The sequence below is a fragment of the Bradyrhizobium sp. STM 3562 genome, from assembly GCF_045571435.1.
Lineage (GTDB): Bacteria > Pseudomonadota > Alphaproteobacteria > Rhizobiales > Xanthobacteraceae > Bradyrhizobium.
This window is the reverse complement of record NZ_CP120694.1, coordinates 1,370,375-1,397,273: the sequence shown is the minus strand read 5'-3', so window position 1 is coordinate 1,397,273 and position 26,899 is coordinate 1,370,375. Positions and strand designations below refer to the sequence as shown.

Annotated in this window: 15 protein-coding genes; 10 read left to right on the top strand and 5 right to left on the bottom strand. The window is 62.5% G+C overall.

Going from position 1 to position 26,899, the window contains the following annotated elements; genetic code table 11:
* Positions 1-154 precede the first annotated feature (154 nt).
* Genes P6U23_RS06440 through P6U23_RS06430 form a run of 3 tightly spaced genes read right to left on the bottom strand, consistent with a single transcriptional unit; the run spans position 155 to position 4,935 of the window.
* Positions 155-1,696, bottom strand: a complete 1,542-nt coding sequence (locus P6U23_RS06440) for a SpoVR family protein (protein WP_407178733.1) — start codon at positions 1,694-1,696, stop codon at positions 155-157.
* Positions 1,693-2,973: a YeaH/YhbH family protein gene (locus P6U23_RS06435; protein ID WP_407178732.1), complete on the bottom strand. Its 1,281-nt coding sequence runs from the start codon at positions 2,971-2,973 to the stop codon at positions 1,693-1,695. The genes P6U23_RS06440 and P6U23_RS06435 overlap by 4 nt, the downstream gene beginning before the upstream one ends.
* Before the next feature lie 18 nt (positions 2,974-2,991).
* Positions 2,992-4,935 carry a PrkA family serine protein kinase gene (locus P6U23_RS06430; protein ID WP_407178731.1) on the bottom strand — a complete coding sequence of 648 codons (1,944 nt, stop codon included), beginning with the start codon at positions 4,933-4,935 and terminating at the stop codon, positions 2,992-2,994.
* 1,134 nt (positions 4,936-6,069) lie between these two features.
* Between P6U23_RS06430 and P6U23_RS06425 the strand changes: the two genes are divergently transcribed.
* The 7 genes from P6U23_RS06425 (at position 6,070) to P6U23_RS06395 (ending at position 15,476) form a co-directional block, all read left to right on the top strand.
* A complete protein-coding gene (locus P6U23_RS06425) occupies positions 6,070-8,916 on the top strand; it encodes a bifunctional transaldolase/phosoglucose isomerase (RefSeq protein ID WP_407178730.1) in 2,847 nt (948 codons plus the stop codon).
* A 10-nt stretch (positions 8,917-8,926) separates the two neighbouring features.
* A complete protein-coding gene (gnd, locus tag P6U23_RS06420; protein ID WP_407178729.1) occupies positions 8,927-9,964 on the top strand; it encodes a phosphogluconate dehydrogenase (NAD(+)-dependent, decarboxylating) in 1,038 nt (345 codons plus the stop codon).
* Positions 9,961-11,472 carry a glucose-6-phosphate dehydrogenase gene (zwf, locus tag P6U23_RS06415; protein ID WP_407178728.1) on the top strand — a complete coding sequence of 504 codons (1,512 nt, stop codon included), beginning with the start codon at positions 9,961-9,963 and terminating at the stop codon, positions 11,470-11,472. The genes gnd and zwf overlap by 4 nt, the downstream gene beginning before the upstream one ends.
* A 1-nt stretch (position 11,473) precedes the next feature.
* A complete protein-coding gene (gene pgl / locus P6U23_RS06410; protein ID WP_407178727.1) occupies positions 11,474-12,220 on the top strand; it encodes a 6-phosphogluconolactonase in 747 nt (248 codons plus the stop codon).
* Positions 12,213-12,770, top strand: a complete 558-nt coding sequence (locus tag P6U23_RS06405; RefSeq protein WP_407178726.1) for a gluconokinase — start codon at positions 12,213-12,215, stop codon at positions 12,768-12,770. The genes pgl and P6U23_RS06405 overlap by 8 nt, the downstream gene beginning before the upstream one ends.
* A complete protein-coding gene (locus P6U23_RS06400; protein WP_407178725.1) occupies positions 12,767-13,579 on the top strand; it encodes an HAD family hydrolase in 813 nt (270 codons plus the stop codon). The genes P6U23_RS06405 and P6U23_RS06400 overlap by 4 nt, the downstream gene beginning before the upstream one ends.
* Positions 13,580-13,733: 154 nt before the next feature.
* The gene (locus P6U23_RS06395) at positions 13,734-15,476 is read left to right on the top strand and encodes an adenylate/guanylate cyclase domain-containing protein (RefSeq protein WP_407178724.1); all 1,743 of its coding nucleotides are present in this window, start codon (positions 13,734-13,736) and stop codon (positions 15,474-15,476) included.
* A gap of 13 nt (positions 15,477-15,489) precedes the next feature.
* Here P6U23_RS06395 and P6U23_RS06390 read toward each other — a convergent pair whose 3' ends face one another.
* Together P6U23_RS06390 and malQ are read right to left on the bottom strand one after the other, a co-directional pair.
* A complete protein-coding gene (locus tag P6U23_RS06390) occupies positions 15,490-17,295 on the bottom strand; it encodes a glycoside hydrolase family 15 protein (protein ID WP_407178723.1) in 1,806 nt (601 codons plus the stop codon).
* 25 nt (positions 17,296-17,320) lie between these two features.
* Positions 17,321-19,279 carry a 4-alpha-glucanotransferase gene (malQ, locus tag P6U23_RS06385; protein ID WP_407178722.1) on the bottom strand — a complete coding sequence of 653 codons (1,959 nt, stop codon included), beginning with the start codon at positions 19,277-19,279 and terminating at the stop codon, positions 17,321-17,323.
* A 205-nt stretch (positions 19,280-19,484) separates the two neighbouring features.
* Here malQ and P6U23_RS06380 point away from each other — a divergent pair, with 205 nt between their 5' ends.
* The 3 genes from P6U23_RS06380 to glgB are packed head-to-tail and all read left to right on the top strand — an operon-like array spanning position 19,485 to position 26,898.
* The gene (locus P6U23_RS06380) at positions 19,485-21,440 is read left to right on the top strand and encodes an alpha-1,4-glucan--maltose-1-phosphate maltosyltransferase (protein ID WP_407178721.1); all 1,956 of its coding nucleotides are present in this window, start codon (positions 19,485-19,487) and stop codon (positions 21,438-21,440) included.
* A gap of 8 nt (positions 21,441-21,448) precedes the next feature.
* Positions 21,449-24,754, top strand: coding sequence for a maltose alpha-D-glucosyltransferase (gene treS, locus P6U23_RS06375; RefSeq protein WP_407178720.1), 3,306 nt, complete (start codon positions 21,449-21,451; stop codon positions 24,752-24,754).
* On the top strand, positions 24,751-26,898 hold the full coding sequence (gene glgB / locus P6U23_RS06370) for a 1,4-alpha-glucan branching protein GlgB (RefSeq protein ID WP_407178719.1): 2,148 nt from the start codon (positions 24,751-24,753) through the stop codon (positions 26,896-26,898). Before treS ends, glgB begins: the two co-directional genes overlap by 4 nt.
* Position 26,899: the final 1 nt, after the last annotated feature.

Genomic DNA, 26,899 nt, shown 5'->3' with positions numbered 1-26,899 from the left:
GCGGGAGAAGGTTGGGATGACGAGGACTCTCCGCGATCTCGAGAGCCCACCTCATCGCCCCGCAAGCTCGGCGAGGTGAACAGAGCCGTCTGCCCGACCGATCAGGAAGGCGACTACGTGACCGGCTTTCCGCTTCGGTCAGGCGGCCGCCCACTCAGGCGGCCGCCGGTTGTATCCGCGGATTGAGAACGTACTCCTTCAGAACCTTGTCGGTGCTGGCATCGACTTCGACCAGGGACACGTCGTAGCTCCAGAGGTCCGCCAGATGCTGCAGCACGCGCTTGGCATCCAGCTCGTTGAGCTGAGAGCCTTTCACGACCGTGTGGCGCAGCATCAGTCTGCGGTCGCCGGCGAGATCGACGTCGACCACCTCGATGTTGGGGTCGATGTAGCCGATGTCGTACTGGCGCGACAATTCGCGGCGGATCCGGCGATAGCCGCGTTCATTGTGGATGGCGTCGACCTTGATGCCGGCGCGCTCTTCCGGATCGTCATGCAGGTGGAACAGCCGTAGCTGACGGATCAGATTGGGGCTCAGGAATTGGCCGATGAAGCTCTCGTCCCGATAATTGGCCCAGATGCCGCGCAGCACGTCCTCGACATCGCCGCAGCCGGCGATCTCCGGGAACCACTCGCGGTCCTCGTGCTCCGGATTGGTCACGATGCGCTCGATGTCCTGCATCATCGCAAAGCCGAGCGCGTAGGGGTTGAAGCCGGAGAAGCGAGGATCATCGAACTCCGGCTGGAACACCACGTTGGTGTGCGATTGCAGGAATTCGAGGAAGTTGCCGTCGGAGATGCGCTCCTGCTGGTGCAGCCGGCTCATGATGCGGTAATGAACATAGGTCGCGGTGCCCTCGTTCATGACCTTGGTCTGGCTCTGCGGATAGAAATATTGCGCGATGTGGCGCACGATACGCAGGAGTTCGCGCTGCCAGGGGGCGAGACGCGGAGCGCTCTTTTCCAGGAAGTAAAGGAGATTTTCCTGAGGCAGGCCGAGCAGCTTGCGGCGGCGCTCGATGTTGAGCACCTGCCTGCTCTTGGCAGGTCCGGTCGGAACCGTGCGCCACAGGTCGTTGAAGGCACGTTCCTCATGCAGGCGGCGCTTGCCCGCGCGCTTTTCTTCATCACGCAGGTCGAGCTTCTTCTTGCCGGGATAGCGATCGACCCCGTGCGACATCAAGGCGTGCGCGGCATCAAGCGTCTGCTCGACCGCGACATGGCCGTGGCGCTCCTCGCACTGGGTCACATAGCGCTTGGCGAACTCCAGATAGTCGAGAATGCCGTCGGCGTCGGTCCATTGCTTGAACAGATAGTTGTTCTTGAAGAAATGATTGTGGCCGAACGCGGCATGCGCGATCACCAGCGCCTGCATCGTCGCGGTGTTTTCCTCCATCAGGTAGGAAATACAGGGCGACGAGTTGATGACGATCTCGTAGGCAAGCCCCATCAGCCCCTTGCGGTAGGAGGCTTCGTGGAAGGCAAAATGCTTGCCGAACGACCAATGCTTGTAGAACAGCGGCATGCCGACGGACGAATAGGCGTCCAGCATCTGCTCGGCGGTAATGACCTCGATCTGGTTGATATAGGTGTCGAGGCCGAGCTCGGAGCGCGCGATCTCCTCGCATGCATCGTGGATACGCTGCAGCGTGGCAAAGTCCCAATCCGCACCCTCGAAGAGACGTTGCCCTGTCATGAAGCGGCCTTCTCCTGCTTGGCGCGGCGCTGAAACAGATCATGGAAGACCGGGAAGATCTCGCTGCGGTCCCGCACCTTGCGCATCGAGAGCTCCGCGCCGTTCCCGCGCAGCCGCTCGTAGAGCGACCACAGCGAGGAATCCGGCATTTCGAACGAATAGCCGCCGGCCTCGCCGACCTCGAGATAGGCGAAGAACTGACAAACCGGCAGGATGTGCTCAGTCAGGATGCGGGACACGGGTTCACTGTCGGAGATCGAGTTGTCGCCGTCGGATGCCTGCGCGGCGTAGATGTTCCAATCCGAGGGACGGAAGCGCGAGCGGACGATCTCATGCATCGCCTGCAAGGCGCTCGAGACCAGGGTGCCACCCGAGGCCGGACCGTAGAAGAAGGTCTGCTCGTCGACTTCCTCGGCGCGGTCGGTATGGCGGATGAAGACGATCTCGACATGACGGTAGCGCCGCTTCAGGAACACGTAGAGCAGCATGTAGAACCGCTTGGCAAGATCCTTCATGTGCTCGGACATCGAGCCCGAAACGTCCATCAGGCAGAACATCACCGCCTGCGCCACCGGCTTTGGAATGGTCTCGAACCGGCGGTAGCGGATGTCGATCGGATCGATGAAGGGGATTCGTTTGGCTTTAGCCCTCAGCGCCTCGATCTCGGCAATCAGCTCGGCGCGGCGCGCTTCATCCTCGCATTCAGCGAGTTCCGCCTCAAGCGCGGCTATCTCTTGGGGCCGCGGCCGGCGTAGCGCCACGCGGCGCATCAGCGCACGGCTCACCGTGCGGCTGATCGAGATGTTGGCGGGCGAGCCCGAAGTGGCATAGCCGGCGCGCTGCAGACCCTCGCTTTCCGTATCGGCAAGCTTGCGCTTGGCGAGATCCGGCAGCTCCAGATCGTCGAGGAACAGGTTGACGAACTCTTCCCGGCTCAGCACGAAGCGGAAGGCATCTTCGCTGTCGCCCTGCCCCGGCTGGGATTTCCTCCCGCCGCCTTCGTTCGAACGCGGCAGGATGTCACCCTCCACGAACTTCTTGTTGCCGGGGAGCACCATATCGCGCGTGCCGCCCTCGCGGCGAAAGCGCGGCTCGTCCATGCCGTCGAGCGCGATACTGACCTCGCCGCCCTCCAGGACATCCTTGATGTCGCGGTCCTGCGAGGACTTCTTGACCGCGCTTTGAACCTGAGCCTTGGCCCGCCGCAAAAAACGCTGGCGGTTCTCGAGGCTCTTGCCTCCCGGGTTCAGGCGCCGATCGATGATATGAAAGGCCACTGTGACATCCGCCTCCGCCTATCCGGCCTGCTTCACGCGCATGTACCACTCGACCAGCCGCCGGACCTGCCGCTCGGTGTAACCGCGTTCGATCATCCGCGCGACGAAATCCGCGTGCTTCTTCTCGGTCTCGCCGTCCTTCTTGGACCCGAACGAGATCACGGGAAGCAGGTCCTCCACTTGCGAGAATATCCGTTTTTCGATCACCTCGCGAATCTTCTCGTAGGAGGTCCACTTCGGATTCTTCCCGCCGTTCTGGGCCCGCGACCGCAGCGAGAACTTGACCACCTCGTTGCGGAAGTCCTTGGGATTGGCGATTCCGGCGGGCTTTTCGATCTTGGTCAGCTCCTGATTGAGCAGTTCACGATCCAGAAGCTGGCCAGTGTCGGGATCCTTGAAGTCCTGATCCTCGATCCAGGCGTCGGCATAGTCGACGTAGCGGTCGAACAGGTTCTGGCCGTAATCGGAGTAGGATTCCAGATAGGCCTTCTGGATCTCGTTGCCGATGAATTCGGCGTAGCGCGGCGCCAGCTCCGCCTTGATGAATTCCAGATAGCGCTTCTCGAGTTCCTCGGGGAGCTGCTCGCGACGGATCGCGTGCTCCAGCACATACATCAGATGGACGGCGTCGGCGCCGACCTCCTGGGTATCGTGGTTGAAGGTCGCCGCGAGAACCTTGAAGGCAAAGCGGGTGGAAACCCCATCCATGCCCTCGTCGACGCCGGCCGCGTCCCTGTATTCCTGGACGCTGCGGGCCTTCGGATCGGACTCCTTCAGACTCTCGCCGTCATAGACACGCATCTTGGAAAAGAGCGTCGAGTTCTCGTGCCTGCGCAGGCGCGACATCACCGAGAAGCGAGCCATCGTATCGAGTGTCGCCGGCGCGCAAGGCGCATTCGCAAGCTCCGAACTCTGGATCAGCTTCTCGTAGATCTTGCGCTCCTCGGTGACACGCAGGACGTACGGGACCTTGATCACACAGATACGGTCGATAAAGGCCTCGTTGTTCTTGTTGGCCTTGAAGCTCTGCCATTCGGCCTCGTTGGAGTGCGCGAGGATGATGCCGCTGAAAGGAATGGCGCCGATGTTTTCGGTGCCGATGTAATTGCCCTCCTGCGTCGCCGTCAGCAGCGGATGCAGCATCTTTATCGGCGCCTTGAACATCTCGACGAATTCGAGAATGCCCTGGTTGGCGCGATTGAGGCCGCCCGAATAGCTGTAGGCGTCGGGATCGTTCTGGGCGAAAGTCTCGAGCTTGCGGATGTCGACCTTGCCGACGAGGGAGGAGATATCCTGGTTGTTCTCGTCACCTGGCTCGGTCTTGGAGATCGCGATCTGGCGCAGGCGCGAGGGCTGAATCTTGGCGACCCGGAATTGCGAGATGTCGCCGCCGAAGGATTCCAGCCGCTTATAGCACCACGGACTCATCAGGCCGGTGAGACGGCGGCGCGGAATGCCATATTTCTCCTCGAGCATCGGCCCGAGCGTATCGGGATCGAACAGACCGAGCGGAGACTCGAACACCGGGCTCAGCTCATCGCCGGCCTTCAGCACATAGATCGGATGCACTTCCATCAATTGCTTCAACCGCTCGGCGAGAGAGGACTTGCCGCCGCCGACCGGCCCAAGCAGATAAAGAATCTGCTTGCGCTCTTCGAGCCCCTGCGCGGCGTGGCGGAAGAATCCGACGATACGCTCGATCGTATCTTCCATGCCGTGGAAGCCGGCGAAGGCCGGATAGCTGCGTATCGTGCGGTTTAAAAAGATACGGCCAAGGCGTGGGTCCTTGGCCGTGTCGATCATCTGGGGCTCACCGATCGCCGCTAGTAGTCGTTCGGCCGAATTTGCATATCGCATCGGATCTGTTCGACACGATTCCAGATATTCCGCCATCGACATGTCGGTCTGGCTTCGCGCCTCGAACGATCGAGCGAAAGCATTGAATAGAGAATCGTTGTACATGATCCCTCTCTCTCCGCGATATGTCCCGCTGCACTTTGAAACGGGCTGAGTAGGGGTGCGTTCCTGCTCAACGACGAATCAAACTGAGCACGCTGCCTCTATTGAACGCTCGCCGAGCTCCTCTTCGCAATGCGAACCGCATGCAGTGATTGCCATATCAACAAGCAGTTCGCTCAATAGTTCGGCAAAAACCCTTCCAACGCATTAGTTTTGGCCTATTGTAGCGGGTTCGCAACATCCGTACGAATCCGGAGATATGCTTTTCCGAGGCTTTTCCCTGCGCCGCACAACGGTTTGTGAAGACGCGTGAAGGCGCCTCCGCCCGACCAAAATGAACACGAAATGAACGCTTTTGAGCGTCGGCGGCAGGCAGCCGAACGCGGCGCCCCGCGGCACGACGAATTTCCTACGCAATCGCTCGTCACCGCCAATCCAGTTTTGAAATGGGTGAGCGGAAGAGAAGCAATACTGGAAGATTAGCATAAGATGTCTGCGGAGTGTCGCGCTTGTTTTTGTTCTCGCGGAGCCGGCGTTTGCCGGCCTGCACGCACGGGCCACGCTTAGGACATGATTGCGACGACCAAAGCCGAGGCGTTCGATAAACAAATGTTGGCGCGGCACAGAACCGCAAGGTCTGTGCGCGCATTTATGCGCCGCTATGACGCAGGTCGCCGGCATCAACCTCCCAAGCAGGAAGTTGCCGCGGCGACGCTCCGGAGAGCATCGAAATCCCGGCCATTCGTTCCGGCTTGGCATCATATACCGGCAACGGCCGCAATTGTGCGTTCGTCAAAACAATGACGACATTCGTTTCGCTCGCGGGGAGCCCCGCGATCCCGTCCGCGCCGATATGGGCAGCGCGATGCGCATCGCTGAGTTGCAGCGGCCGGCCGCCTTACCGCCTTGGAAATCGGATTGCAGCCGAGAGAGCCGCAGGCCGCCATTGTCACGAAATTGTTCCGCAATTGCCGCTAAGTCGGGGCAGATTTTCTGGATCGAAGCGGCGCGACCAGCGTTACCTTCCCTCGGGCACTATTTTCCGTCCGCGGCGGTCGGCCGGTTGACAATCCATTGTCGCGCCAGAAAGCTGGCGGAGTTCCGGAAATAGAACCAGCTCGAACGGAAAAAGGCATCATGAATCCCGTCAAAGCACTCGAAAAGCACGGCCAGTCGGTCTGGTTGGATTTCTTGGCCCGCGGCTTCGTCGCCAAGGGCGACCTAAAAAAACTGATTGACGAGGATGGCGTCAAAGGCATCACCTCCAATCCGTCGATCTTCGAGAAGGCGATCGGCTCCTCCGACGAATATGACGGCTCGATCGGCAAGGCGCTGAAGCGCGCCGACCGGCCGGTGACTGAGTTATTCGAGGAGCTCGCGGTGGCGGATATCCAGCACGCCGCCGACGTGCTGCGCCCGGTCTATGACGCGATGGACGGCAAGGACGGCTTTGTCAGCCTGGAGGTCTCACCCTATCTCGCCACCGACACCAAAGCCACAATCGCGGAAGCACGCCGGCTCTGGAAAGACGTTCACCGAAAGAACCTGATGATCAAGGTGCCGGCCACGCCCGAGGGCCTGCCCGCCATCGAGCAACTGACCAGCGAAGGCATCAGCGTCAACATCACGCTTCTGTTCTCGCAGAAGGTCTATCTGCAGGTGGCGGAGGCCTATCTGGCCGGACTGGAGAAGTACACCGAAGGCGGCGGCGATCCCTCCCATGTCGCCAGCGTCGCCAGCTTTTTCGTCAGCCGTATCGACACGATGGTCGACAAGCAGCTTGACGAGAAGATCGCCAAGGCCAACGATCCGACCGAGAAGGAGCGGCTTGCCGCGCTCAAGGGCAAGGTCGCGATCGCGAACGCAAAGCTCGCCTATCAGGAATACAAGAAGCTCGTCGCGGATGCCCGCTGGGAGAAGCTCGCCGCCAAGGGCGCCAGGCCGCAGCGGCTGCTGTGGGCCTCGACCGGCACCAAGAACAAGGATTACAGCGACGTCCTCTATATCGAAGAGCTGATCGGCCCCGACACCGTCAACACCATGCCGCCGGTGACGCTCGACGCCTTCCGCGACCACGGCAAGCTGCGCGACAGCCTGGAAGAGAACATCGAGGAGGCGAGGCAGGTTCTCAGCGAGCTGGAGAAATCCGGCATCTCGCTTGACGCCATCACGGCCGAGTTGGTGAAGGATGGCGTCAGGCTGTTCGCCGACTCCGCCGACAAGCTCTATGGCGCGGTCGCGCACAAGCGGGCCACCGTATTGGGCGGCGCCCTCGATCCGCAGCACCTTGCGCTGACGAGCGAGCTTGGCAAGGCGGTCGCCAAGGACACCGAGGAATGGCGTGCCTCTGCGAAGGTCCGCAGGCTTTGGCACCACGACGAGACAGTGTGGACCGGCACCGACGAGGACAAATGGCTGGGCTGGCTGACCAGTCCCGCCAAGGCCGACGTCGCCGATTACGAGGACTTTGCCCAGCGCGTGAAGGGGCAAAATTTTTCCGACGCTGTCGTCCTGGGGATGGGCGGTTCGAGCCTCGGGCCGGAGGTCCTCGCGATGACCTTCCCGAAAAAGCCGGGCTTCCCGAAACTGCACATCCTGGATTCGACCGATCCCGCCGAGGTGCGCGCCATGGAGGCGCGGGTCGATATCGGAAAGACCCTGTTCATCGTCTCCAGCAAATCCGGCTCGACCACCGAGCCCAATGCGATGAAGGACTACTTCTTCGATCGCGTCGCCAAGACGATCGGCGCCAAGAAGGCCGGCCACCGCTTCATCGCGGTCACCGACCCCGGCTCCTCGCTGGAGAAGACGGCGATCAGGCAGGGCTTTGCGCGTGTTTTTCACGGCGACCCTTCCATCGGCGGGCGGTATTCCGTGCTCTCGCCCTTTGGCCTCGTGCCGGCGGCGGCCGCCGGCATCGACGTCCGCAGCCTGATTGCGCACGCGCTCTCAATGGTGCGCTCCTGCGCCGCCGACGTACCGCCCCATGAAAATCCCGGCGTGCAGCTCGGGCTGGCGCTGGGACAGGCCGGCCTTGAAGGCCGCGACAAGGTGACGATCATCTCGTCCAAGAAGGTCGCCGATTTCGGCGCCTGGGCGGAGCAGTTGATCGCGGAGTCCACGGGCAAGGAAGGCAAGGGGCTGATCCCGATCGACGGCGAGCCGCTCGGCGAACCTCACCTTTATGGCGACGACCGCTTCTTCATCGATATCCGCACCGAGAGCGAAGACGATCCCGCCCACGACGACAAGCTCACGGCGCTGGAGAAGGCGGGGCACCCGGTGGCGCGCATCGTCATGAAGTCGATCGAGCACCTCGGCCAGGAATTCTTCCGCTTTGAAATGGCGACCGCCGTCGCCGGCGCCGTCCTCGGCATCAATCCTTTCAATCAGCCGGACGTCGAAAGCGCCAAGATCAAGACCCGCGAATTGACCGGGGCGTTTGAGAAAACCGGCAAGCTGCCGGCGGAAAAACCGGTGGTGGCCTCCAAGGCGGCCGATATCTTCACCGACGACGGCAATGCGGCGGAGCTGCGCAAGGCCGGCGCCAATGGCGAGCTCGGCTCATGGCTGAAAGCGCACCTGTCGCGCGTGCAGAGCGGCGACTATGTGGCGCTGCTCGCCTATGTCGAGCGCGACGCCGAACATATCGATGCGCTCCAGCGTATGCGGCTGAGGCTGCGCGACAACCGCCATGTCGCGACCTGCGCCGAGTTCGGCCCGCGTTTCCTGCATTCGACGGGACAGGCCTATAAAGGCGGTCCGGACAGCGGTGTATTCCTGCAGATCACCGCCGATGACGCGAAGGACCTGAAAATCCCGGGCCAGAAGGCCAGCTTCGGCGTGATCAAGGCGGCGCAGGCGCGCGGCGATTTCGACGTGCTGACCGAGCGCGGCCGGCGCGCGCTGCGCGTGCACCTCAAGGGCGATCTCGAAAAGGGCCTGAAAATGCTCGATGCGGCTATCGAGCAGGCGCTGGCTTAGGGGTGTGCACATGCAGCTTGGTATGATCGGCTTGGGACGTATGGGGGGCAATATCGTCCGCCGGCTGATGCGGAACGGACATACGGCCGTCGTCTATGACAAGGATGCCAAGGCGGTCGCGAGCCTTGCGGAAGACGGCGCAACCGGCGCCGCCACGCTGGAAGACTTCGTCGCAAAGCTCGAGAAGCCGCGCACCGCCTGGGTGATGTTACCGGCGGGCGCCATCACCGAAGCCACCATCGACGCGCTGTCGAAGCTGATGGAAAGCGGCGACGTCGTCATCGACGGCGGCAACACCTTTTGGCAGGATGATGTCCGCCGCGGCAAGGCACTGAAGGAGCGCGGTATCCATTATCTCGATGTCGGCACCTCCGGCGGCATCTGGGGCATCGAACGCGGCTATTGCATGATGATCGGCGGCGACAAGGCCGTCGTCGACCGGCTCGATCCGATCTTCGCCAAGCTCGCGCCGGGCGCCGGCGACGTTCCGCGTACGCCCGGGCGGGACGGCCGCGACCCCCGTGTCGAGCAGGGCTACATCCATGCCGGTCCGATCGGCGCCGGTCACTTCGTCAAGATGATCCACAACGGCATCGAATACGGCCTGATGCAGGCCTATGCGGAAGGCTTCGACATCCTCAAGAACGCCAACAGCGAGGCGCTGCCGCCGGACCACCGTTTCGACTTGGACGTCGCCGACATCGCCGAGGTCTGGCGGCGCGGCAGCGTCATTCCCTCCTGGCTGCTCGACCTGACCGCGACGGCCTTGGCCGAGAGCCCCAGCCTGAGCGGCTATTCCGGCTATGTCGAGGATTCCGGCGAAGGCCGCTGGACCGTGAACGCGGCCATCGACGAGGCGGTGCCGGCCGAAGTCCTCACCGCGGCGCTGTTTGCGCGTTTTCGCTCCCGCAAGGAACACACTTTTGCGGAAAAAATTCTCTCGGCAATGCGCGCCGGATTTGGCGGCCATAAGGAGCCGCAACAGCACGCCGATCCGGCGCGGCAGAACGCACCCGATATCGTCAAACCGAAGGCCGGCCGTTCGTGACAGACTTCCAGCCCAACCAGAAGCCACCGCCCTGCGCTTTCGTCATCTTCGGCGTCACCGGTGACCTGACGCACCGCCTGGTGATCCCCGCCCTCTACAATCTCGCGGCCGGCGGGCTTTTGCCGGATCCATTCTGCGTCGTCGGCGTCGCCCGCCGCGGCATGTCGCATGATGCGTTGCGCGACAGCCTCATGAAGGGCCTGCGCCAGTTCGCCACCCGCCCCGTGGACGACAAGATTGCGAACCGCCTGCTTGAATGCGTGACCTCGGTCGAGGCCGATCCCGGCGATCCACCCTCGATCGACCGCCTCAAGGAGCGGATCGAAAAGCTGGAGGCCAACCGCAACACCGGCGGCAACCGCCTGTTTTACCTCGCGACGCCGCCCAATGCGTTCGCGCCGATTGCCCAACAGCTTGGCCGCGTCGGCCTGCTCAAGGAAGATCACGGCGCCTGGCGCAGGCTGGTCGTCGAGAAGCCGTTCGGGACCGATCTCGCCTCGGCGCGCGCCCTCAATGCCGAGCTGCTCCGTATCCTGGACGAGCACCAGATCTACCGGATCGATCATTATCTCGGCAAGGAGACGGTCCAGAACATCCTGGTCCTGCGCTTCGCCAACGGCATGTTCGAGCCGATCTGGAATCGGCATCACATCGATCACGTGCAGATCACCGTCGAGGAGAAGCTTCCGGTCGTTCCCCACCGCGGCACCTTCTATGACTCGACCGGCGCGCTGCGCGACATGGTGCCGAACCACCTGTTTCAGCTCCTGGCCCTGATCGCGATGGAGCCGCCGGCGCGCTTCGACGCGCACACGGTCCGTACGGAAAAGGGCGAGGTGCTGGCCGCGATCCAGACCGAGAGCCAACAAGACGCGCTGAAAAATTCAGTGCGTGCCCAGTACACCGCCGGCAAGATCGGCGACACCGAGGTCCCGGACTATCGCAAGATCAAGGATGTCAAACCCGACAGCACGACGGAGACCTATGTCGCGCTGAAACTGAATATCGATAATTGGCGCTGGGCCGGCGTGCCCTTCTATCTTCGCACCGGCAAGTCGCTCAGCGCCAAGCGGACGGAAGTCGCGATCAAATTCCGCGAGGCGCCGTTCGCGATGTTCCAATGCACGCCGGTCGAGCAGCTCACCGAAAATTATCTCGTGATCGGCATCGAACCCACCGAAGGCATTACTCTGCAATTCAACACCAAGGTGCCGGGGCCGACGGTCCGGATCGACGGCGTGCAGATGAAGTTCCACTACAAGGACTATTTCAAAGCCGAGCCAGCAACGGGTTACGAGACGCTGATCTATGACTGCATGATCGGCGACAATATTCTCTTCCAACGCGCCGACAGCGTCGAAGCCGGCTGGCAGGCTGTGCAGCCCTTCCTGGACGCCTGGAAGAAAGCCGGTGCGAAGGGGCTGGAATCCTACGCGGCCGGCAGCGAGGGCCCGCAGGGCGCAGTCGACCTGTTGAAGCGCGACGGCCGTAGCTGGCGGAAGCTCTGAAATGGGCTTGGGCGACCAGCGGCGGCTGATTACAGTTTCGGATCCGGACGCGCTTGCGCAAACCGCCGCCGAGCGGCTGCTCACAAGAACTGCCAGCAATCCCGGACGGATCGCGATTTGTCTGACCGGCGGCTCGAGCCCGAAGCGGCTCTATGGTCTTTTGGCGAAGGACCCGTATCGCCGGCGGATCCCCTGGGAGCGCGTACACTGGTTCATCGGCGATGAACGGCTTGTCGCGCCCGGCGATCCCCTGCACAACATGAGCATGGCGCGAGGGATCCTGCTCGATCGGTGCGCGCCGGCGGATAACATCCATCCCATTCCGACCGACCATCCGAGCCCGGATGAGTGCGCCCGCCGCTATGAGCGCGAGCTGAAATCCTTCTATGGTGCCGAGCACCTGGAGGGCGCAAAACCGCTCTTCGATGTCGTGCTGATGGGCGCCGGGCCCGACGGCCATACCGCCTCGCTGTTTCCGGGCTATGCCGCGCTTGACGAGCGCGCGCGCTGGGTGGTGGGCGTGCCGACCGCGCCGGTCGAACCGCACGTGCCGAGGGTCACCCTGACCTTCCCGGCACTCGACGCCTGCCGCGAAATGCTGTTCGAAGTGGCAGGCGGAGAGAAGCGTGCGATCTTGACGCGCCTGCTCGCCGGGGAGAACCTGCCGGCGAATCGCGCGCAATCGATCGGCGAGACGGTCTGGCTGGTCGACAAGGGCGCGCTCCCGGAGAGCTTTGGCGGTGAATGAGGGCGAGGAAATACCCTGCGCGCTGGTGGTCATGGGTGTGTCGGGATCGGGCAAGAGCACGATCGGCCAGGCCTTGGCGGCGCGCCTGGGCTGGCGTTTCGAGGATGGCGACGCCTTTCACCCGCCGAGCAACGTCGCCAAAATGAGCGCGGGACAGCCGCTCACGGACGAGGACCGCTGGCCCTGGCTGCGCGCCATCGCCGCCGAGATCGACCGTGCCTCCGCCGCCGGCGAGCGCGTCGTTATCGCCTGCTCCGCGCTACGGCGGGCCTATCGCGACACCCTCGTGCACGGTCGAACTGACGTCCGGATCGTTTATCTCAACGGCACGGAACCCGTGATCGCGAGGCGGCTCGGGCGCCGCAAGGGGCACTTCATGCCAGCCGGCCTGCTGGCGAGCCAATTCGCCACCCTGGAGCCGCCAGGCGGGGACGAGCGCCCGGTGACGGTCTCGATCGAGCCGCCGGTGGAGGACATCGTCGACGCTATCCTGGACCAGCTCGGTTTTGGCCATCCCGAGACCATCCTGCCGCGCCGGAGCCGCACATGAACCGCATCGAACTCGTGGTCTCCGATGTCGACGGCACGCTGTTGACCAGAGACAAGACCCTGACCGACCGCGCAAAGGCCGCCGTGTATCAATTGCACCAGCGCGGCATCGGCTTCACCATCACCTCCAGCCGGCCGACCATCGGCATGCATTTTCTCGTCGCACCGCTGGCAATCAGTTTGCCGATCGGCCCGTTCAACGGCAGCTCGATCGTCGACCCACAGATGAAGCCCATCGAGCAGCACCTGCTGCCGGCCTCCGCCACGCAGAGCAGCCTCGATCTGTTCGCTCAGTACGGCATCGACATCTGGCTATTCACGAACGAGCAGTGGCTCACACGCAACGGCCATGGCGAATACGTTCCGCACGAGAAACGCGCGATCAAGGCCGATCCGACCGTGATCGACGATTTCACGCCCTACGTCACGCGCGCCTGCAAGGTGGTCGGCTCGAGCTCGGACCCCGACCTCTTGATCCGCTGTGAGCAGATCATGCAAGAAACCCTGGGCGGCCAGGCGACCGCCGCCCGCTCCCAGAGCTACTATCTCGACGTCACTCCGCCCGGCCACGACAAGGGCACCTTCGTCCAGGCCATCGCAAGGCGGCTCGGCATTGCGACCAACGCCGTTGCCACCATCGGCGACATGCAGAACGATTTGGCGATGTTCGACGTCAGCGGCTTTTCCATCGCAATGGGCAATGCCACCGACGAGGTCAAGAAACACGCCGATCGCATCACCGCCTCCAACGACGAGGAGGGATTTGCGATGGCGATGGAGATGATCCTGGAAGAAAATTCGAAGCGGTAGCTGTCGCCTTTCGCATTCCTTGCATCGCACAAAATCAGCCGCCCGGGCGCGCCACGCCCCCTGGGGATGGGCTTCTATTCATTGGCCGGCGAGCGGAATTCAGGCATTGTCACGGGCGCCAGCCTTTTACCAAGATAGCTCCTCAGGGCGCCCAATGAACTGGATATTTCGCCCGTCGATCAGGAGGAAGATCGTCGGAATCGCGATCGGGCTGATCGCCCTGATGATATTTACGTCCGTTCTTTCCGTGTTCATGGCGAACACGGTCGGCCATCTGCTGGACGAACTGCTCGCAAAATACATACCCGCCTATGGCCATCTGGCCCGGGTCGATATCCGCTCGCTCGAGCGCGCGCTCGCGTTGCGCCAGATGATGATCGCCCGGATGCAGAACCCGCCGGACGAGCAGGCCTATACGGCGCGGCTGCGTATGTTTCAGAGCAAGAATGCGGAGGTCGAGCAAGAGGCGGAAGCGGCGCGCAAGCTCATCATCTCCATTATCGAAGACCCCAGCACGCCTTCCGACAACGCTGCGTTGGGCCGCATCGAGACCCGAATTGAAGACGTCACCAACGATTTCCGTCGTCACTTGAATGACGAGGATGCGGCATTGATGCGGCAACTCGAGGCGAAGAACTATACGGAGGTCAGAAACTCGCTTGCACGAGCCGATTCGCTTCGCGATGAATACACGCAGAAGATCGATGAAATACGCGCCGACATGCTGAAGCAGGTCTATGCCAGCACGTCGACCATCATCGGCAAGCAGCAACAAGCCATATTGATCTCCACGGCGGTCACCGCGCTGGCGGCAACCATCGGATTGGGCTTTGCCCTGCTGGTTAGCAGCGGCATCACTCGCCCGGTGCTCCGTCTGCTGCAAGGCGCGCGCGAGGTCGAGGCCGGTCATCTCGATCGGCCGATCAGCATCTCGACGACAGACGAAATCGGCCAGCTCTCCGCCGCGTTCAATCGTATGGTCGAACGGCTCCGTCGCAACGAAAAGATCAGGGAAACTTTCGGCAGATATTTCGATCCCAAGATCGCCGAGGGAATGACTGGTGACAGCGAGCTGAGCGCCACCAAGGGGCAGCGCCGCGTCATGACGGTGCTGTTCTGCGACATGAAGGGCTTCACGCCGCTGAGCGAGGGCGTCACGCCGCAAGGCCTCGTCAAGATCATAAACTGCTATCTGTCGACCATGTCCGGTCCGATCCGGAAGCACCGGGGAATTATCGACAAATATATCGGCGACGCGATCATGGCCTATTGGGGCCCGCCATTCGTCGACGAGAAGGACCAGGCCGGCCTGGCCTGCCTCGCCGCGATCGACATGATCGACAGCCTCGAGACCTTGCACAAGCGACTGCCTGATCTGCTCGACGTGCGCTCGATCTCCCTGCAATGCGATATCCGGATCGGCATTGCCACGGGCGAGGTGCTTGCCGGCAGCATCGGTTCGGAATTCATGATGAGTTACACCGTGATGGGCGATGCGGTGAATCTCGCATCCCGGCTCGAGGCGGTGAACAAGGAATACGGCACCCGCGCGCTGGTCTCGGAGGCCACGATCACCGCGGCGGGCTCGATGGTCGAGGTAAGGGAAATCGACCGCCTGGCCGTGGTCGGACAAACCCATGCGCAGCCGGTGTTCGAGATCATGGGCAGGAAGGGGGCGCTTACGCCAGACCAATTGGCTTTGCGCGACAGTTATGCCGAAGGACTTGCCGCCTACAGAGCTCAGAAGTGGGCGCAGGCACGCAGCGCCGTCACGGCCGCGCTCAAGGCGGTCGACAACGACGGACCTTCACTGGCACTTTTGAAGCGGATCGACGATTTCCAGAGCAAGCCGCCGCCGGCCGACTGGGACGGCTCCTGGCACATGGAGCGCAAATAGCCTGATACGGCAGCTATTGCGAGCGCTGCATCGCGGGTTTTTCGCTGGAAATGCGCGCTTCGTCCAGATTGTGGGCGGTGTTGATCAGCGCGATGTGCGTGAGCGCCTGCGGGAAATTGCCGAGCTGACGGCCGACGTCCGAATCGAACTCCTCCGCGAGCAGCCCGAGATCGTTGGCGATCTTCACGATCCGATCGAACAACACCTGCGCCTTTTCGATATTTCCTGCCAGCACATGGGCGTCGGCAAGCCATAGCGTGCAGGCGAGAAAGGCGCCCTCGATCGGCTGTCGCTCGTCGCTGGCTTCGCGCGGATCGTGGCGCAGGACGAAGCCATTGCGCATCATGTGCTGCTCGATCGCGGCGATCGTGCCGCGCACCCGCGGGTCCGACGGCGGCAGGAAACCAACCGAGGGCAACAGCAGGATGCTGGCATCGAGCAGGCGCGAGCCGTAGGATTCGACGAACGTGTTCTGCGCACTGTCGAAGCCCTTCGCACAAACGTCGCGATGGATGGTCTCGCGCAGCGACCGCCACTTCTCGAGCGGCGCCTTGAATCCGAAAGTCTCGGCACTCTTGATGCCGCGGTCGAACGCGACCCAGGTCATGATCTTGGAAAACACGTAGTGCTTGGGATCGCCGCGCCGCTCCCAAATACCGTGATCCGGCTTGTCCCAGACATCAGCGAGATGGTCGAGCACCGCGCATTCCAGGCCCCAGCTTTCCTCGCCGAGCTGCAGCTTGGTCATGCGCGACTGGTGAAACACGTCGATCAGCTCGCCATACACGTCCAACTGAAGCTGCGCATGCGCGGCATTGCCGATCCGCACCGGCTGGGCGCCTTGGTAGCCGGGCAGCCAATCCGCCTCCCACTCCCAGAGCCGGCGCTGGCCCTTGATGCCGTACATGATCTGCATGTTCGCCGGGCTGCCCGCGGCGGCACGCAACAGCCAATTGTGCCAGGCCATGGCCTCTTCGGTGTAGCCCGAATTCATCGCGGCCAGCAGCGTGAAAGTGGCATCACGCAGCCAGCAGAAGCGGTAATCCCAATTCCTGGCGCCGCCGAGCTTTTCAGGCAATGAGGTCGTGGGTGCGGCGACGATGCCGCCCGTCGGATCGTAGGTCAGCGCTTTCAGCGTGATCAGCGACCGCATGACGAGCTTGCGGTGCTCGCCCCGGTAAGTGGAACGGCCGCACCAGTCGGTCCAGAAATCTTCGGTTTCCTGCAACGCAGTTGCGGGATCGATCGGGTCGGGCGGCGGCAGATGCGACGGACCGTAGGAGAGCACGAAGGGAATGGTCTCGTCCGCGCCGATATCGAAATCGGCGACCGTGGTCAGGTCCTCGCCCCGCGTCTCCACGGGCGTACGCAACACCGTCATATCTTGCCCGCAGATCGCAAGCAGCGCGGAGCGGTCCTCGCTGCGCTTGACCCAAGGAATGTCGTTGCCGAAGCCGAAGCGGATGATCAATTCCATCCGCATTTTGACCTTTCCGCGCAAGCCCCGCACCAGACGAACGATGTCGGAGGCCTTCCCGCGTGGCGGCATGAAATCAATCAACGCGACGGCGCCATCGGCGGTCTCGAACTGAGTCTCCAGAATCAGCGTGTCGTCCCAATAGCGGCGCGAAGATCTCGTGATCTGATCGGCTGGTGCGATCCTCCAGCGGCCGTTTCTCCTGTCGCCGAGCAGCGCGGCAAAGCAGGCGTCGGAATCGAAAGCAGGCCAGCATAACCAGTCGATCGATCCGTCGCGGCCCACGAGAGCCGCGGTTTCGCAATCGCCGATCAGGCCATAATCTTCAATTCTCGAGGACAATGTCGTTCACCGATGCCGTCCCGATTTAGTCCTTGATGTGCGTGCGTTCCCCCGTTGCCGCCTTCAGCGCCGCGACGTCAACGGCCGAGGCGATCTGATCGACCGCAACGGGCACCCGCTGCCGCCAGTTTGGGTGTTCATTGATGGTGCCGGGAATGTTGGGCTGGTCGATGACGCCCAACAAATCCTCCAACGAGATCGCAAGCAGGCGCGATCTGGTCCGCGCCAGCAAGCTCACGACCGAATAGAGGTCATGCCTTCCGATGCCGCAACTGCGCAGCGCCTCGTCCAGCATGCCGAGCGCGTGCCAGCGCGCCTCATCGCTTTCGCCCGGATCGATCCCGAGCGAACGCTTCAGCTTGAGATCGCTGAACGAGCGCCAGCCGGCGTAGCTTGCGAGATCGTGGGTGTTGAAGGTGATGAGCGCATTGGGCGAATAATGATCAATACCGCGAAAGCGTCCCTGCTCGTCGCGCTCGAACATCATCACCTGGTACGACCAGACGCCCCAATCGGCAATCTGCTCGCGAAAGCCCGCCGGCACCGTGCCGAGGTCCTCGCCAATGACGACGCAGGCGTGCGCGACACTCTCCAGCGCGGTGACGGCGAGCAGCGCCTCGAAGGGCATTTGCACATAGGCGCCATTGTCGGGCCTGAAGCCGTGCGGCACCAGATAAAGCCGCTTCAACCCGAGCACGTGGTCGAGCCTGATTGCGCCGGCATAGCGCATTGAGGCGCGGAGCATGTCGCGGAACGGCTGGAACGCGTGGAGCTCCAGGCCCGCCGCATTGAAACCCGCCAAGCCCCAGTCCTGGCCCTGGGTATTAAGGGCATCGGGCGGCGCGCCAACGGCGAGTTGTCGCGAGATCGCGTCCTGCTCGTTCCAGGCATCAAACCCATCTGATTGCACGCCGACGGCAACATCGAGATAGAGCCCGACCTTCATTCCGAGCCGGCCGGCAAAATCCTTGCAGGCTTGGAGCTGCCGATCGGCCGTCCATTGCGCGAATTCGATGAATTCGATTTCCCGCCCATCGGCACCCGCGCGCATGTCGGCGCATTGGGCCTCGCTGGGGCGCCGCCACTGCTCCGGCCATTCCCACCATGGGATACCGAAACGGTGCCGCAGCACTTCGAAGCAGGCGAAGCGCTGCAAGAGCGCGCCACGTTCTTTGCGGAATTGGTCAAAATCACGCCGACGTTCGAGCGCAGGACTAGACGTGAAATGTTCGAAAGCAAGCCGCAGCGCCGACCACTTCAGGTCGGCAACCGCAACATAATCGACAACGTCGAGCGCGCGCAGCCGCGTCAGCGTCTCGCCGTTGCGCGAAGCCGTATCACGCGGCAATTCGGGGATTCTCTCCACATCGACATAGAGCGGATTGAGAAACAGCCGGCTGTTCGGCGCATAAGGACTGCAATCCGCGGGGCGATCATCGAACAACGCATGCAGCGGATTGAGGCCGACGCCATCCGCGCCGAGGTGGCAGGCGAGGTTCAGAAGCGCTTCGAGATCGGTGAAATCGCCAATGCCCCAGTTGCGCTGGGAACGAACGCCGTAGAGTTGGACCGCGAGCAGCCAGCAGCGGTCGAAATCACCCTCGAACGCCCGGCGCGGCGTTACGATCAGCGGCAGCTCTTCCCTGCTCCCCGCAGCATCGGCCAGATGCAGGCGGTAGACGCCGATTGCGAGATCATTGGGCCAGTGCACGGCCGGCTCCGCCGCCTGCCCCTCTGCGACAGTTTGCCCGCCCGCGACAATTTTCCAGCGCAAGGGGAAGGCAGCCTCCCGGCTGAACTCGCTTTGCGAGGGATGACCCTGTCGGATCACCACCGGGCCCGGCAAGACGCGACACGGCGCCGACGCCGGCATGGCGTCGACAATAAGCTGGAGCGCGGCCTGATCCGTCACACGGGCGCGACCTTGACCGTCGATATATTCGCTCTGGATTCCGAGATTTCTGGCTGTAGCGTAGATGTCCATTCGGCACGCGCTTTGCACGCGAGGCCCTCGCGGGCCGTCGCAAATTTCTCCAAATACCGGAAGAGGATAGCCGTGTTTAACTCTCAGATATCCTCGACGTTCCCCGGGGAACCAATGGCCGGGAATAGGCTTTTTATATGGGTTGCGAGCGTCTCCTTGTCTGTCTGACGAAACGGGACCTCAATTCCATGTCTATGGCATCACCGTGAACAAAACTGCTCAAATTGTCGAGGGCGCCACGACCAGCGGCGCCTTCCATATTGAAGACGTCTATCCATTGATCGACGGCGGCCGCTTTCCGGTGAAACGGATCGTCGGCGAGCGGATCGAGGTGTGGGCCGATATCTACCGTGACGGACACGACGTCACTGCGGCGGCGCTGATCTGGCGGCCCGAGAATGAGCGCGAGTGGCGCCGCACGCCGATGACTCTGCACAGCAACGATCGCTGGTTCGCCGCTTTCGTGCCCGACACGCTTGGTCGCCATGTCTATGCCATCGAAGCCTGGACCGATGAATTCGCGACCTGGCGCCACGGTTTCGAGTTGAAGCAGAAGGCGGGGGTCGACGTCAGCGTCGATGCCATCGAAGGCGCGGGCATGCTGACGAAGGCGGAGGCTCCGGACCCGGAGACGGCTGCCCTCATCGTCCGGCAATGCGAGCTGTTCCTGCAGAATGGCGATACCTCCGCGCTGCTCACGGCAGAGTTGCAGGATGCCATGGCTGCAAGCCAGGCGCGGCCAGACCTGACGCGGTCGCAGCTCTTTCCCCTCGTCATCGACCGCCCGCGGGCGCGCTACGGCACCTGGTACGAGATGATCCCGCGCAGCCAGAGCACCGTCGCGGGCCGACACGGCACCTTCAAGGACTGCATCGCGCGCCTTCCGGATGTCGGGGCGATGGGCTTTGACGTGATCTACTTCACCCCGATCCATCCGATCGGCCGGATCAACCGCAAGGGTCGTAACAATTCGGTGACCGCTGCGGACGGCGATCCCGGTAGCCCCTATGCCATCGGTGCCGCCGAGGGCGGCCATGATGCCGTGCATCCGGAATTGGGCACCCTGCAGGATTTTCGCGAGTTCGTTGCAGCCTGCACCGCGCTCGGCATGGAAGTCGCGCTTGATTTTGCGGTGCAATGCTCACCCGATCATCCCTGGCTGAAAGAGCACCCGCAATGGTTCAAGCGGCGGCCCGACGGCTCGATGCGCTATGCGGAAAATCCGCCGAAGAAATATGAGGATATCGTCAACCCCGATTTTGCATCGGAGGACGCCGGAAGTCTGTGGAACGCGCTGCGCGATGTCGTGCTGTTCTGGGTCGATCAGGGGGTCAAGATCTTCCGGGTCGATAATCCGCACACGAAACCGTTGCGGTTCTGGGAATGGCTGATCAAGGAGGTGCAGCGTCGCCATCCCGACGTCATCTTCCTGGCCGAAGCCTTTACCCGCCCGAAACTGATGAAGGGCCTCGCGAAGCTCGGCTTCACCCAGTCCTACACCTATTTCACCTGGCGCACGCAGAAGTGGGAAATCGAGCAATATCTGAACGAGCTCACTGGCTACCCAGAGCGGGATTTCTACCGCCCGAACTTCTTCACCAACACGCCGGACATCCTGCCCTACCATCTGCAGGGCGGCGAGCCCTGGATGTTCAAATCGCGCGTTGCGCTCGCGGGCACGCTCTCGTCGACCTACGGCATCTATAACGGCTTCGAACTGCTGGAATACGAGCCGATCCCGGGCCGCGAGGAGTATCTCGATTCCGAGAAATACGAAATCAAGGTGCGCGACTGGAATAAGCCCGGCAACATGAAGTCTTATATCAGCGAGCTCAACCGCATCCGGCGCGAGAACTCGGCGCTGCAGCAGACCTCCAACCTGCGCTTCGTCGGGATCGAAGACGGCAACGTCACGGGGTTCGTGAAGCAGTCGGTCGACCAGACCAATACGGTGGCGGTGGCGGTCGCGCTGTCGCGCGGCGTCCACGAATTCTGGCTGCCGCTTGGCGATACGATGGTCACCGTGAACGGCGAGCGCCGGCACGCGGCCGCAGTGGAGAACCTTGTCACCGGCGAACGATCCGCGCTGGATTGGGGCGGCATCCGCTTGCGGATCGATCCTGATCGCGACCCCGCGCTGTTCTTCCGCTGCCTTGCATGAGTGGCGTCATGAACGTGCTGTCAGCCATCGATACCGAAGAGCTACCCGTCACCGCTCTTGACGGCGACGAGCTCTGGTACAAGGACGCGATCATCTATCAATTGCACGTCAAGGCCTTTGCCGACAGCAACAATGACGGCATCGGCGATTTCGCCGGCCTGACGGAAAAGCTCGGCTATTTGCAGGATCTCGGCGTCACCACACTGTGGCTGCTGCCGTTCTACCCCTCGCCCGGCCGCGACGACGGCTATGACATTTCCGATTATGGCTCCGTCAATCCCGATTTCGGGACGATGAAGGACTTCAAGCGCTTCATCCAGGAGGCGAAGAAGCGGGGCCTTCGGGTGATCACCGAGCTCGTGATCAACCATACTTCCGACCAGCATCAATGGTTCAAGCGCGCCCGGCGCAGCCATCCCAATTCGAGCGCACGCAACTGGTATGTGTGGAGCGACACCGACCAGAAATATGCGGGCACGCGCATCATCTTCACCGATACCGAGAAGTCGAACTGGACCTGGGATCCGGAAGCCGGACAGTTTTACTGGCATCGTTTCTTCTCGCACCAGCCCGATCTCAATTTCGACAATCCGCGCGTGGTCAGCGCCATAATGCAGGTGATGAAGCGCTGGCTCGATGCGGGCGTTGACGGATTCCGGCTCGACGCTATTCCTTATCTGTGCGAGCGCGAGGGCACCAACAACGAGAACCTGCCCGAGACCCACGCCATCATCAAACGCCTGAGGGTCGAGCTCGACGCATATTCCAAGAACAAGGTGTTCCTGGCGGAGGCCAATCAATGGCCGGAGGACGTCCAGGAGTATTTCGGCCAGGGCGACGAGTGCCATATGGCCTATCACTTCCCGCTGATGCCGCGCATCTACATGGCGATCGCGCAGGAAGACCGCTTTCCCATCACCGACATCCTGCGGCAGACGCCGGATATCCCGCCGAACTGCCAATGGGCGCTGTTCCTGCGTAACCACGACGAACTGACGCTGGAAATGGTCACGGACGTCGAGCGCGACTATCTGTGGTCGACCTACGCGCATGACCCCCGCGCGCGCATCAATCTCGGCATCCGCCGGCGGCTTGCGCCGCTGATGGACAATGACCGGCGCAAGATCGAGCTGATGAACTCGCTTCTGTTCTCGTTTCCGGGCACGCCGATCATCTACTACGGCGACGAGATCGGAATGGGCGACAACATCTATCTCGGCGACCGCAACGGCGTGCGCACGCCGATGCAGTGGAGTCCCGACCGCAATGGCGGCTTCTCGCGTTGCGACCCCGCGCGGCTTTATGCTCCCCTGATCATGGACCCGGTCTACGGCTATGAGGCGGTCAATGTGGAGGCGCAGTCGCGCAGCCTGTCCTCGCTGCTATCCGCCACCAAGCGATTGATCTCGGTGCGCAAATCGACGCTGGCCTTCGGCCGCGGTAGCATGACCTTCATCCGCCCGACCAACCGCGCGGTGCTGGCCTATGTCAGGCAGTACAAGGACGAGGTCATTCTCTGCGTCGCCAACCTGTCGCGCGCCGCGCAGGCGACCGAGCTCGACCTGTCGCCCTGGAAGGAGCGCATTCCGCTGGAAATGCTCGGCCGCACGCGCTTTCCGGCGATCGGCGAACTGCCTTACATGGTCACGCTCGCGCCCTACGGCTTCTATTGGTTCCAGCTCCAGGAGCGCGATAAATCGGAGCCGCCGCCGCCGCGCGCGTTGCCCGAATTCGAGACGTTGGTGGTGCCGGTCAATTCGACCTGGGTGTCGCTCGCCCGCACGCGCGGCGTGTTCGAGCGCGACGTGCTGCCGGGGCATTTGGCGCGGACGCGCTGGTTCCCCGAGCGCGACCCGAAGGAAATCCATCCTCACGTGACGTCCGCCGTGCCGTTCTGCGACATCGGCGACAATCGCCCGTGGCTCGCATTCTTCGAGACCACGCTGCACGGTGTCACCAGCCGCTACGTACTGCCGATGCAGATCGAATGGGTGCGCTTCGATCGCGAGCGCTATAATCCCAAGGCATTGGCGGCCGTGCGCCAGGGCGCGCGCGAAGGCACGCTGCTCGATGTTGCGAGCGATCATATCTTCATCGCCCTGTTCCTGCGCAATTTGCGGCAGCACCTTGCAGTCGACGAGAACGGCCTGAGATTGGAATTCCGGCCGACCACTAAATTTTCGGACCGCCCGATCCATCAGCCCCACAGCGTTCGCGCGGTCGAGACCGAACAGTCCAACTCCACCGCCCTGGTCGACAACGACTATGTCGTGAAGATTTATCGCAAGCTGGAGCCTGGCATTAATCCCGAGATCGAGGTCGGCCGCTTTCTCACCGAAGTCGCGGGCTTTGCCAACACCCCGGCGCTGCTCGGGAGCTGCGAATTCATCGAAGGCGATCAGCACAGCGCGATCGGCGTGGTGCATGCCTTCGTGCAGAACCAGGGTGACGGCTGGACCGTGACGTCGGCCTATCTCGATCGCTTCGTCGACGAGCAGCGGGTGCTGGCCGCGAGCGAGCATCCGAGCGAAAGCGAACAACTGCCGCCCTATCTGCGCCTGATCGCGCAAACCGGGCGGCGGGTCGCCGAGATGCACCTGGCGCTTGCGAGCAATTCCGAGCTCGCCGACTTCGCGCCGGAGCCGACCCGCCCGGAGGATACCGAGCGCTGGATCGCCGACGTCATGACGCGGGTCGAGCGCGTATTCGACACGCTGAAGCAGCGCCGCGATAGCCTCAAGGAGGCCGATCGTCCGCTGGTCGATCAACTGCTCGCGCAGCACCCCAGCCTGGAAGACCAGCTCCGCGCCCTGTTGCCGCCCGATATCGACGGGCTCAACATCCGCCATCACGGCGATTTTCATCTGGGCCAAATGCTGATCGTCAAGGACGATATCTTCATCATCGATTTCGAAGGAGAGCCGCGCCGGTCGCTGATCGAACGGCGGCGCAAGGCCCCGGCCGCGCGCGACGTCGCGGGCCTGATCCGCTCCATCGACTATTCCGTGACGGCCGCGCTCGAGCGCGCGCTGAAGGTGGCGGCGGACGAACAGGGTAAGCTGGCCGCAGCGCTGGCCGACTGGCGCGACCGCTCGACCGCCGCCTTCATAGCCGGTTACCGCGAGATCATGACCAACCAGCGGCTGTGGCCCGCCGATCCGCGCGCCGCGCAAGACCTGTTGAACTTCTTCCTGCTGGAAAAAGCATTCTACGAGATCGAATATGAGCTGTCGCACCGGCCGGAATGGCTGCGCGTCCCGCTCACCGGAGCCATTCGCATCTTGACCCCCGAACCCGTCCACGAGGCCTCATGAACAAGCTCTCCGCGGAGGCCTACGCGATCATCGAAGGCCGCCACTCCGATCCCTTCCGCTACCTCGGCCTGCACAAGGAAGGCGACAAGACCGTGGTGCGCGCATTCCTGCCCGAAGCCTCCAAGGTCGAGGCGATCGGCGAGCGCGGCGACGTCGCATCGCTTGCCCGCATTCATGATGCCGGCCTGTTTGCCGGCGCGCTGCCGAACGGCCCCGAGCGCTATCAATTGCGCGCCCAGTTCGGCGACGACGTCGTCGATCTCGAAGATCCCTACCGCTTTCCTCCCGTCTTGAGCGACTTCGATCTCTATCTGCTCGGCGAAGGCACGCATCAACGGCTCTATGACAAGCTCGGAGCCCACCCACTCGTAGTCGACGGCGTCGAGGGCATCGCCTTCGTGGTACTGGCGCCGAACGCGCGGCGGGTCAGCGTGGTCGGCGATTTCAATTTCTGGGACGCGCGGCGGCATCCGATGCGCGTGCGCGGCGTCGGCTACTGGGAGCTGTTCATCCCGCACGCCAAGGTCGGCGATCACTACAAGTTCGACATTGTCGGCCCGCAGGGTCAGCCGCTGCCGCTGAAAGCCGACCCGCTGGCCTTTGCGACGGAGGTGCGCCCCAAGACCGCATCGATCGTTTTTGACGAGACCAAGATTCGGCATCCGCGTCCGCTGCCCGCGGGAATCAACGCGCTGGGCGCACCGATCTCGATCTATGAGGTGCATCTGGGCTCCTGGCGCCGCAAGGGCAACAATGAGTGGCTGACCTATCGCGAGCTGGCCGAGCAGCTACCCGCCTATGCCCGCGATCTCGGCTTCACGCATGTCGAGTTTCTGCCCGTCAGCGAGCATCCCTTCGACGGCTCCTGGGGCTATCAGCCGACGGGGCTGTTCGCACCGACCAGCCGCTTCGGCCAGCCGGAGGACTTTGCCGCTTTGGTCGATGCCTGCCATCGCGAGGGGCTTGGCGTCTTGATCGACTGGGTGCCCGGACATTTTCCGGACGACCCGCACGGGCTCGGACATTTCGACGGCACCGCGCTTTACGAGCACGCCAACCCGCTGCAGGGCCGGCACCTCGACTGGGGCACGTTGATCTATAATTATGGCCGCACCGAAGTGGTCAATTTTCTGGTGTCGAATGCGCTGTTCTGGCTCGAGCGCTACGGCGTCGACGGGCTTCGCGTCGACGCCGTAGCCTCCATGCTTTATCTCGACTACAGCCGCCCGGCCGGGGCCTGGATTCCGAACAAATATGGCGGCAGAGAAAATCTCGAGGCCATCGAGTTCTTGCGCCGCTTCAATACCGAAGTGTTCGCCCGTTTTCCGCAGGCCACCACGGCGGCCGAAGAATCCACCGCCTGGCCGCAGGTGTCGCGCCCGGTCGAATTCGGCGGCCTGGGCTTCGGCTACAAGTGGAACATGGGCTGGATGCACGACACGTTGCGCTACATCGGCAAGGATCCGATCTATCGCAGACATCACCATGGCGACATCCTGTTCGGCCTGCACTACGCCTTCTCGGAAAATTTCATCCTGCCGCTGTCGCACGACGAGGTCGTCCACGGCAAACGCTCGATCCTGGGACGCATGCCCGGCGACGAGTGGCGGCGCTTTGCCAACCTGCGCGCCTATTACAGCTTCATGTTCGGCCATCCCGGCAAGAAGCTGATGTTCATGGGCTGCGAATTCGGCCAGGAGCGCGAATGGGCGCATGAACATTCGCTCGACTGGCACCTGCTCGAGCAAAAGAAATACGCCGGCATCCAGTCGCTGGTCCGCGATCTCAACCGGCTCTATCGCGCACTGCCCGCGCTGCACGAGCTGGATTGCGATCCCGCTGGCTTCGAATGGCTGATCACGGATGACGCCGACAACAACGTGTTTGCCTGGATGCGCAAGGGCAATGAGGCGCGGGCGCGTTGCCTGGTCGTGGTGAATTTCTCGCCAAACGTGTACTATAATTACCGCGTCCGCGTGCCGTTTGCCGGCAAGTGGTACGAGGTTTTCAATTCGGACTCGGCGCATTACGGCGGCAGCAATGTCGGAAATATCGGTGAGGTTCTCGCGTCAGAGGAGCTGGTGCCGGAGCTCAGCCTCACGATCCCGCCGCTGGCAGCGATATTCCTGGTACCGGAAAACTAAA

Coding starts and splice junctions, on each gene's coding strand:
- P6U23_RS06440 (WP_407178733.1), bottom strand. CDS start 1,696: ATGACAGGGCAACGTCTCTTCGAGGGTGCGGATTGGGACTTTGCCACG.
- P6U23_RS06430 (WP_407178731.1), bottom strand. CDS start 4,935: ATGTACAACGATTCTCTATTCAATGCTTTCGCTCGATCGTTCGAGGCG.
- P6U23_RS06425 (WP_407178730.1), top strand. CDS start 6,070: ATGAATCCCGTCAAAGCACTCGAAAAGCACGGCCAGTCGGTCTGGTTG.
- gnd (WP_407178729.1), top strand. CDS start 8,927: ATGCAGCTTGGTATGATCGGCTTGGGACGTATGGGGGGCAATATCGTC.
- pgl (WP_407178727.1), top strand. CDS start 11,474: ATGGGCTTGGGCGACCAGCGGCGGCTGATTACAGTTTCGGATCCGGAC.
- P6U23_RS06400 (WP_407178725.1), top strand. CDS start 12,767: ATGAACCGCATCGAACTCGTGGTCTCCGATGTCGACGGCACGCTGTTG.
- P6U23_RS06395 (WP_407178724.1), top strand. CDS start 13,734: ATGAACTGGATATTTCGCCCGTCGATCAGGAGGAAGATCGTCGGAATC.
- malQ (WP_407178722.1), bottom strand. CDS start 19,279: ATGGACATCTACGCTACAGCCAGAAATCTCGGAATCCAGAGCGAATAT.
- treS (WP_407178720.1), top strand. CDS start 21,449: ATGAACGTGCTGTCAGCCATCGATACCGAAGAGCTACCCGTCACCGCT.
- glgB (WP_407178719.1), top strand. CDS start 24,751: ATGAACAAGCTCTCCGCGGAGGCCTACGCGATCATCGAAGGCCGCCAC.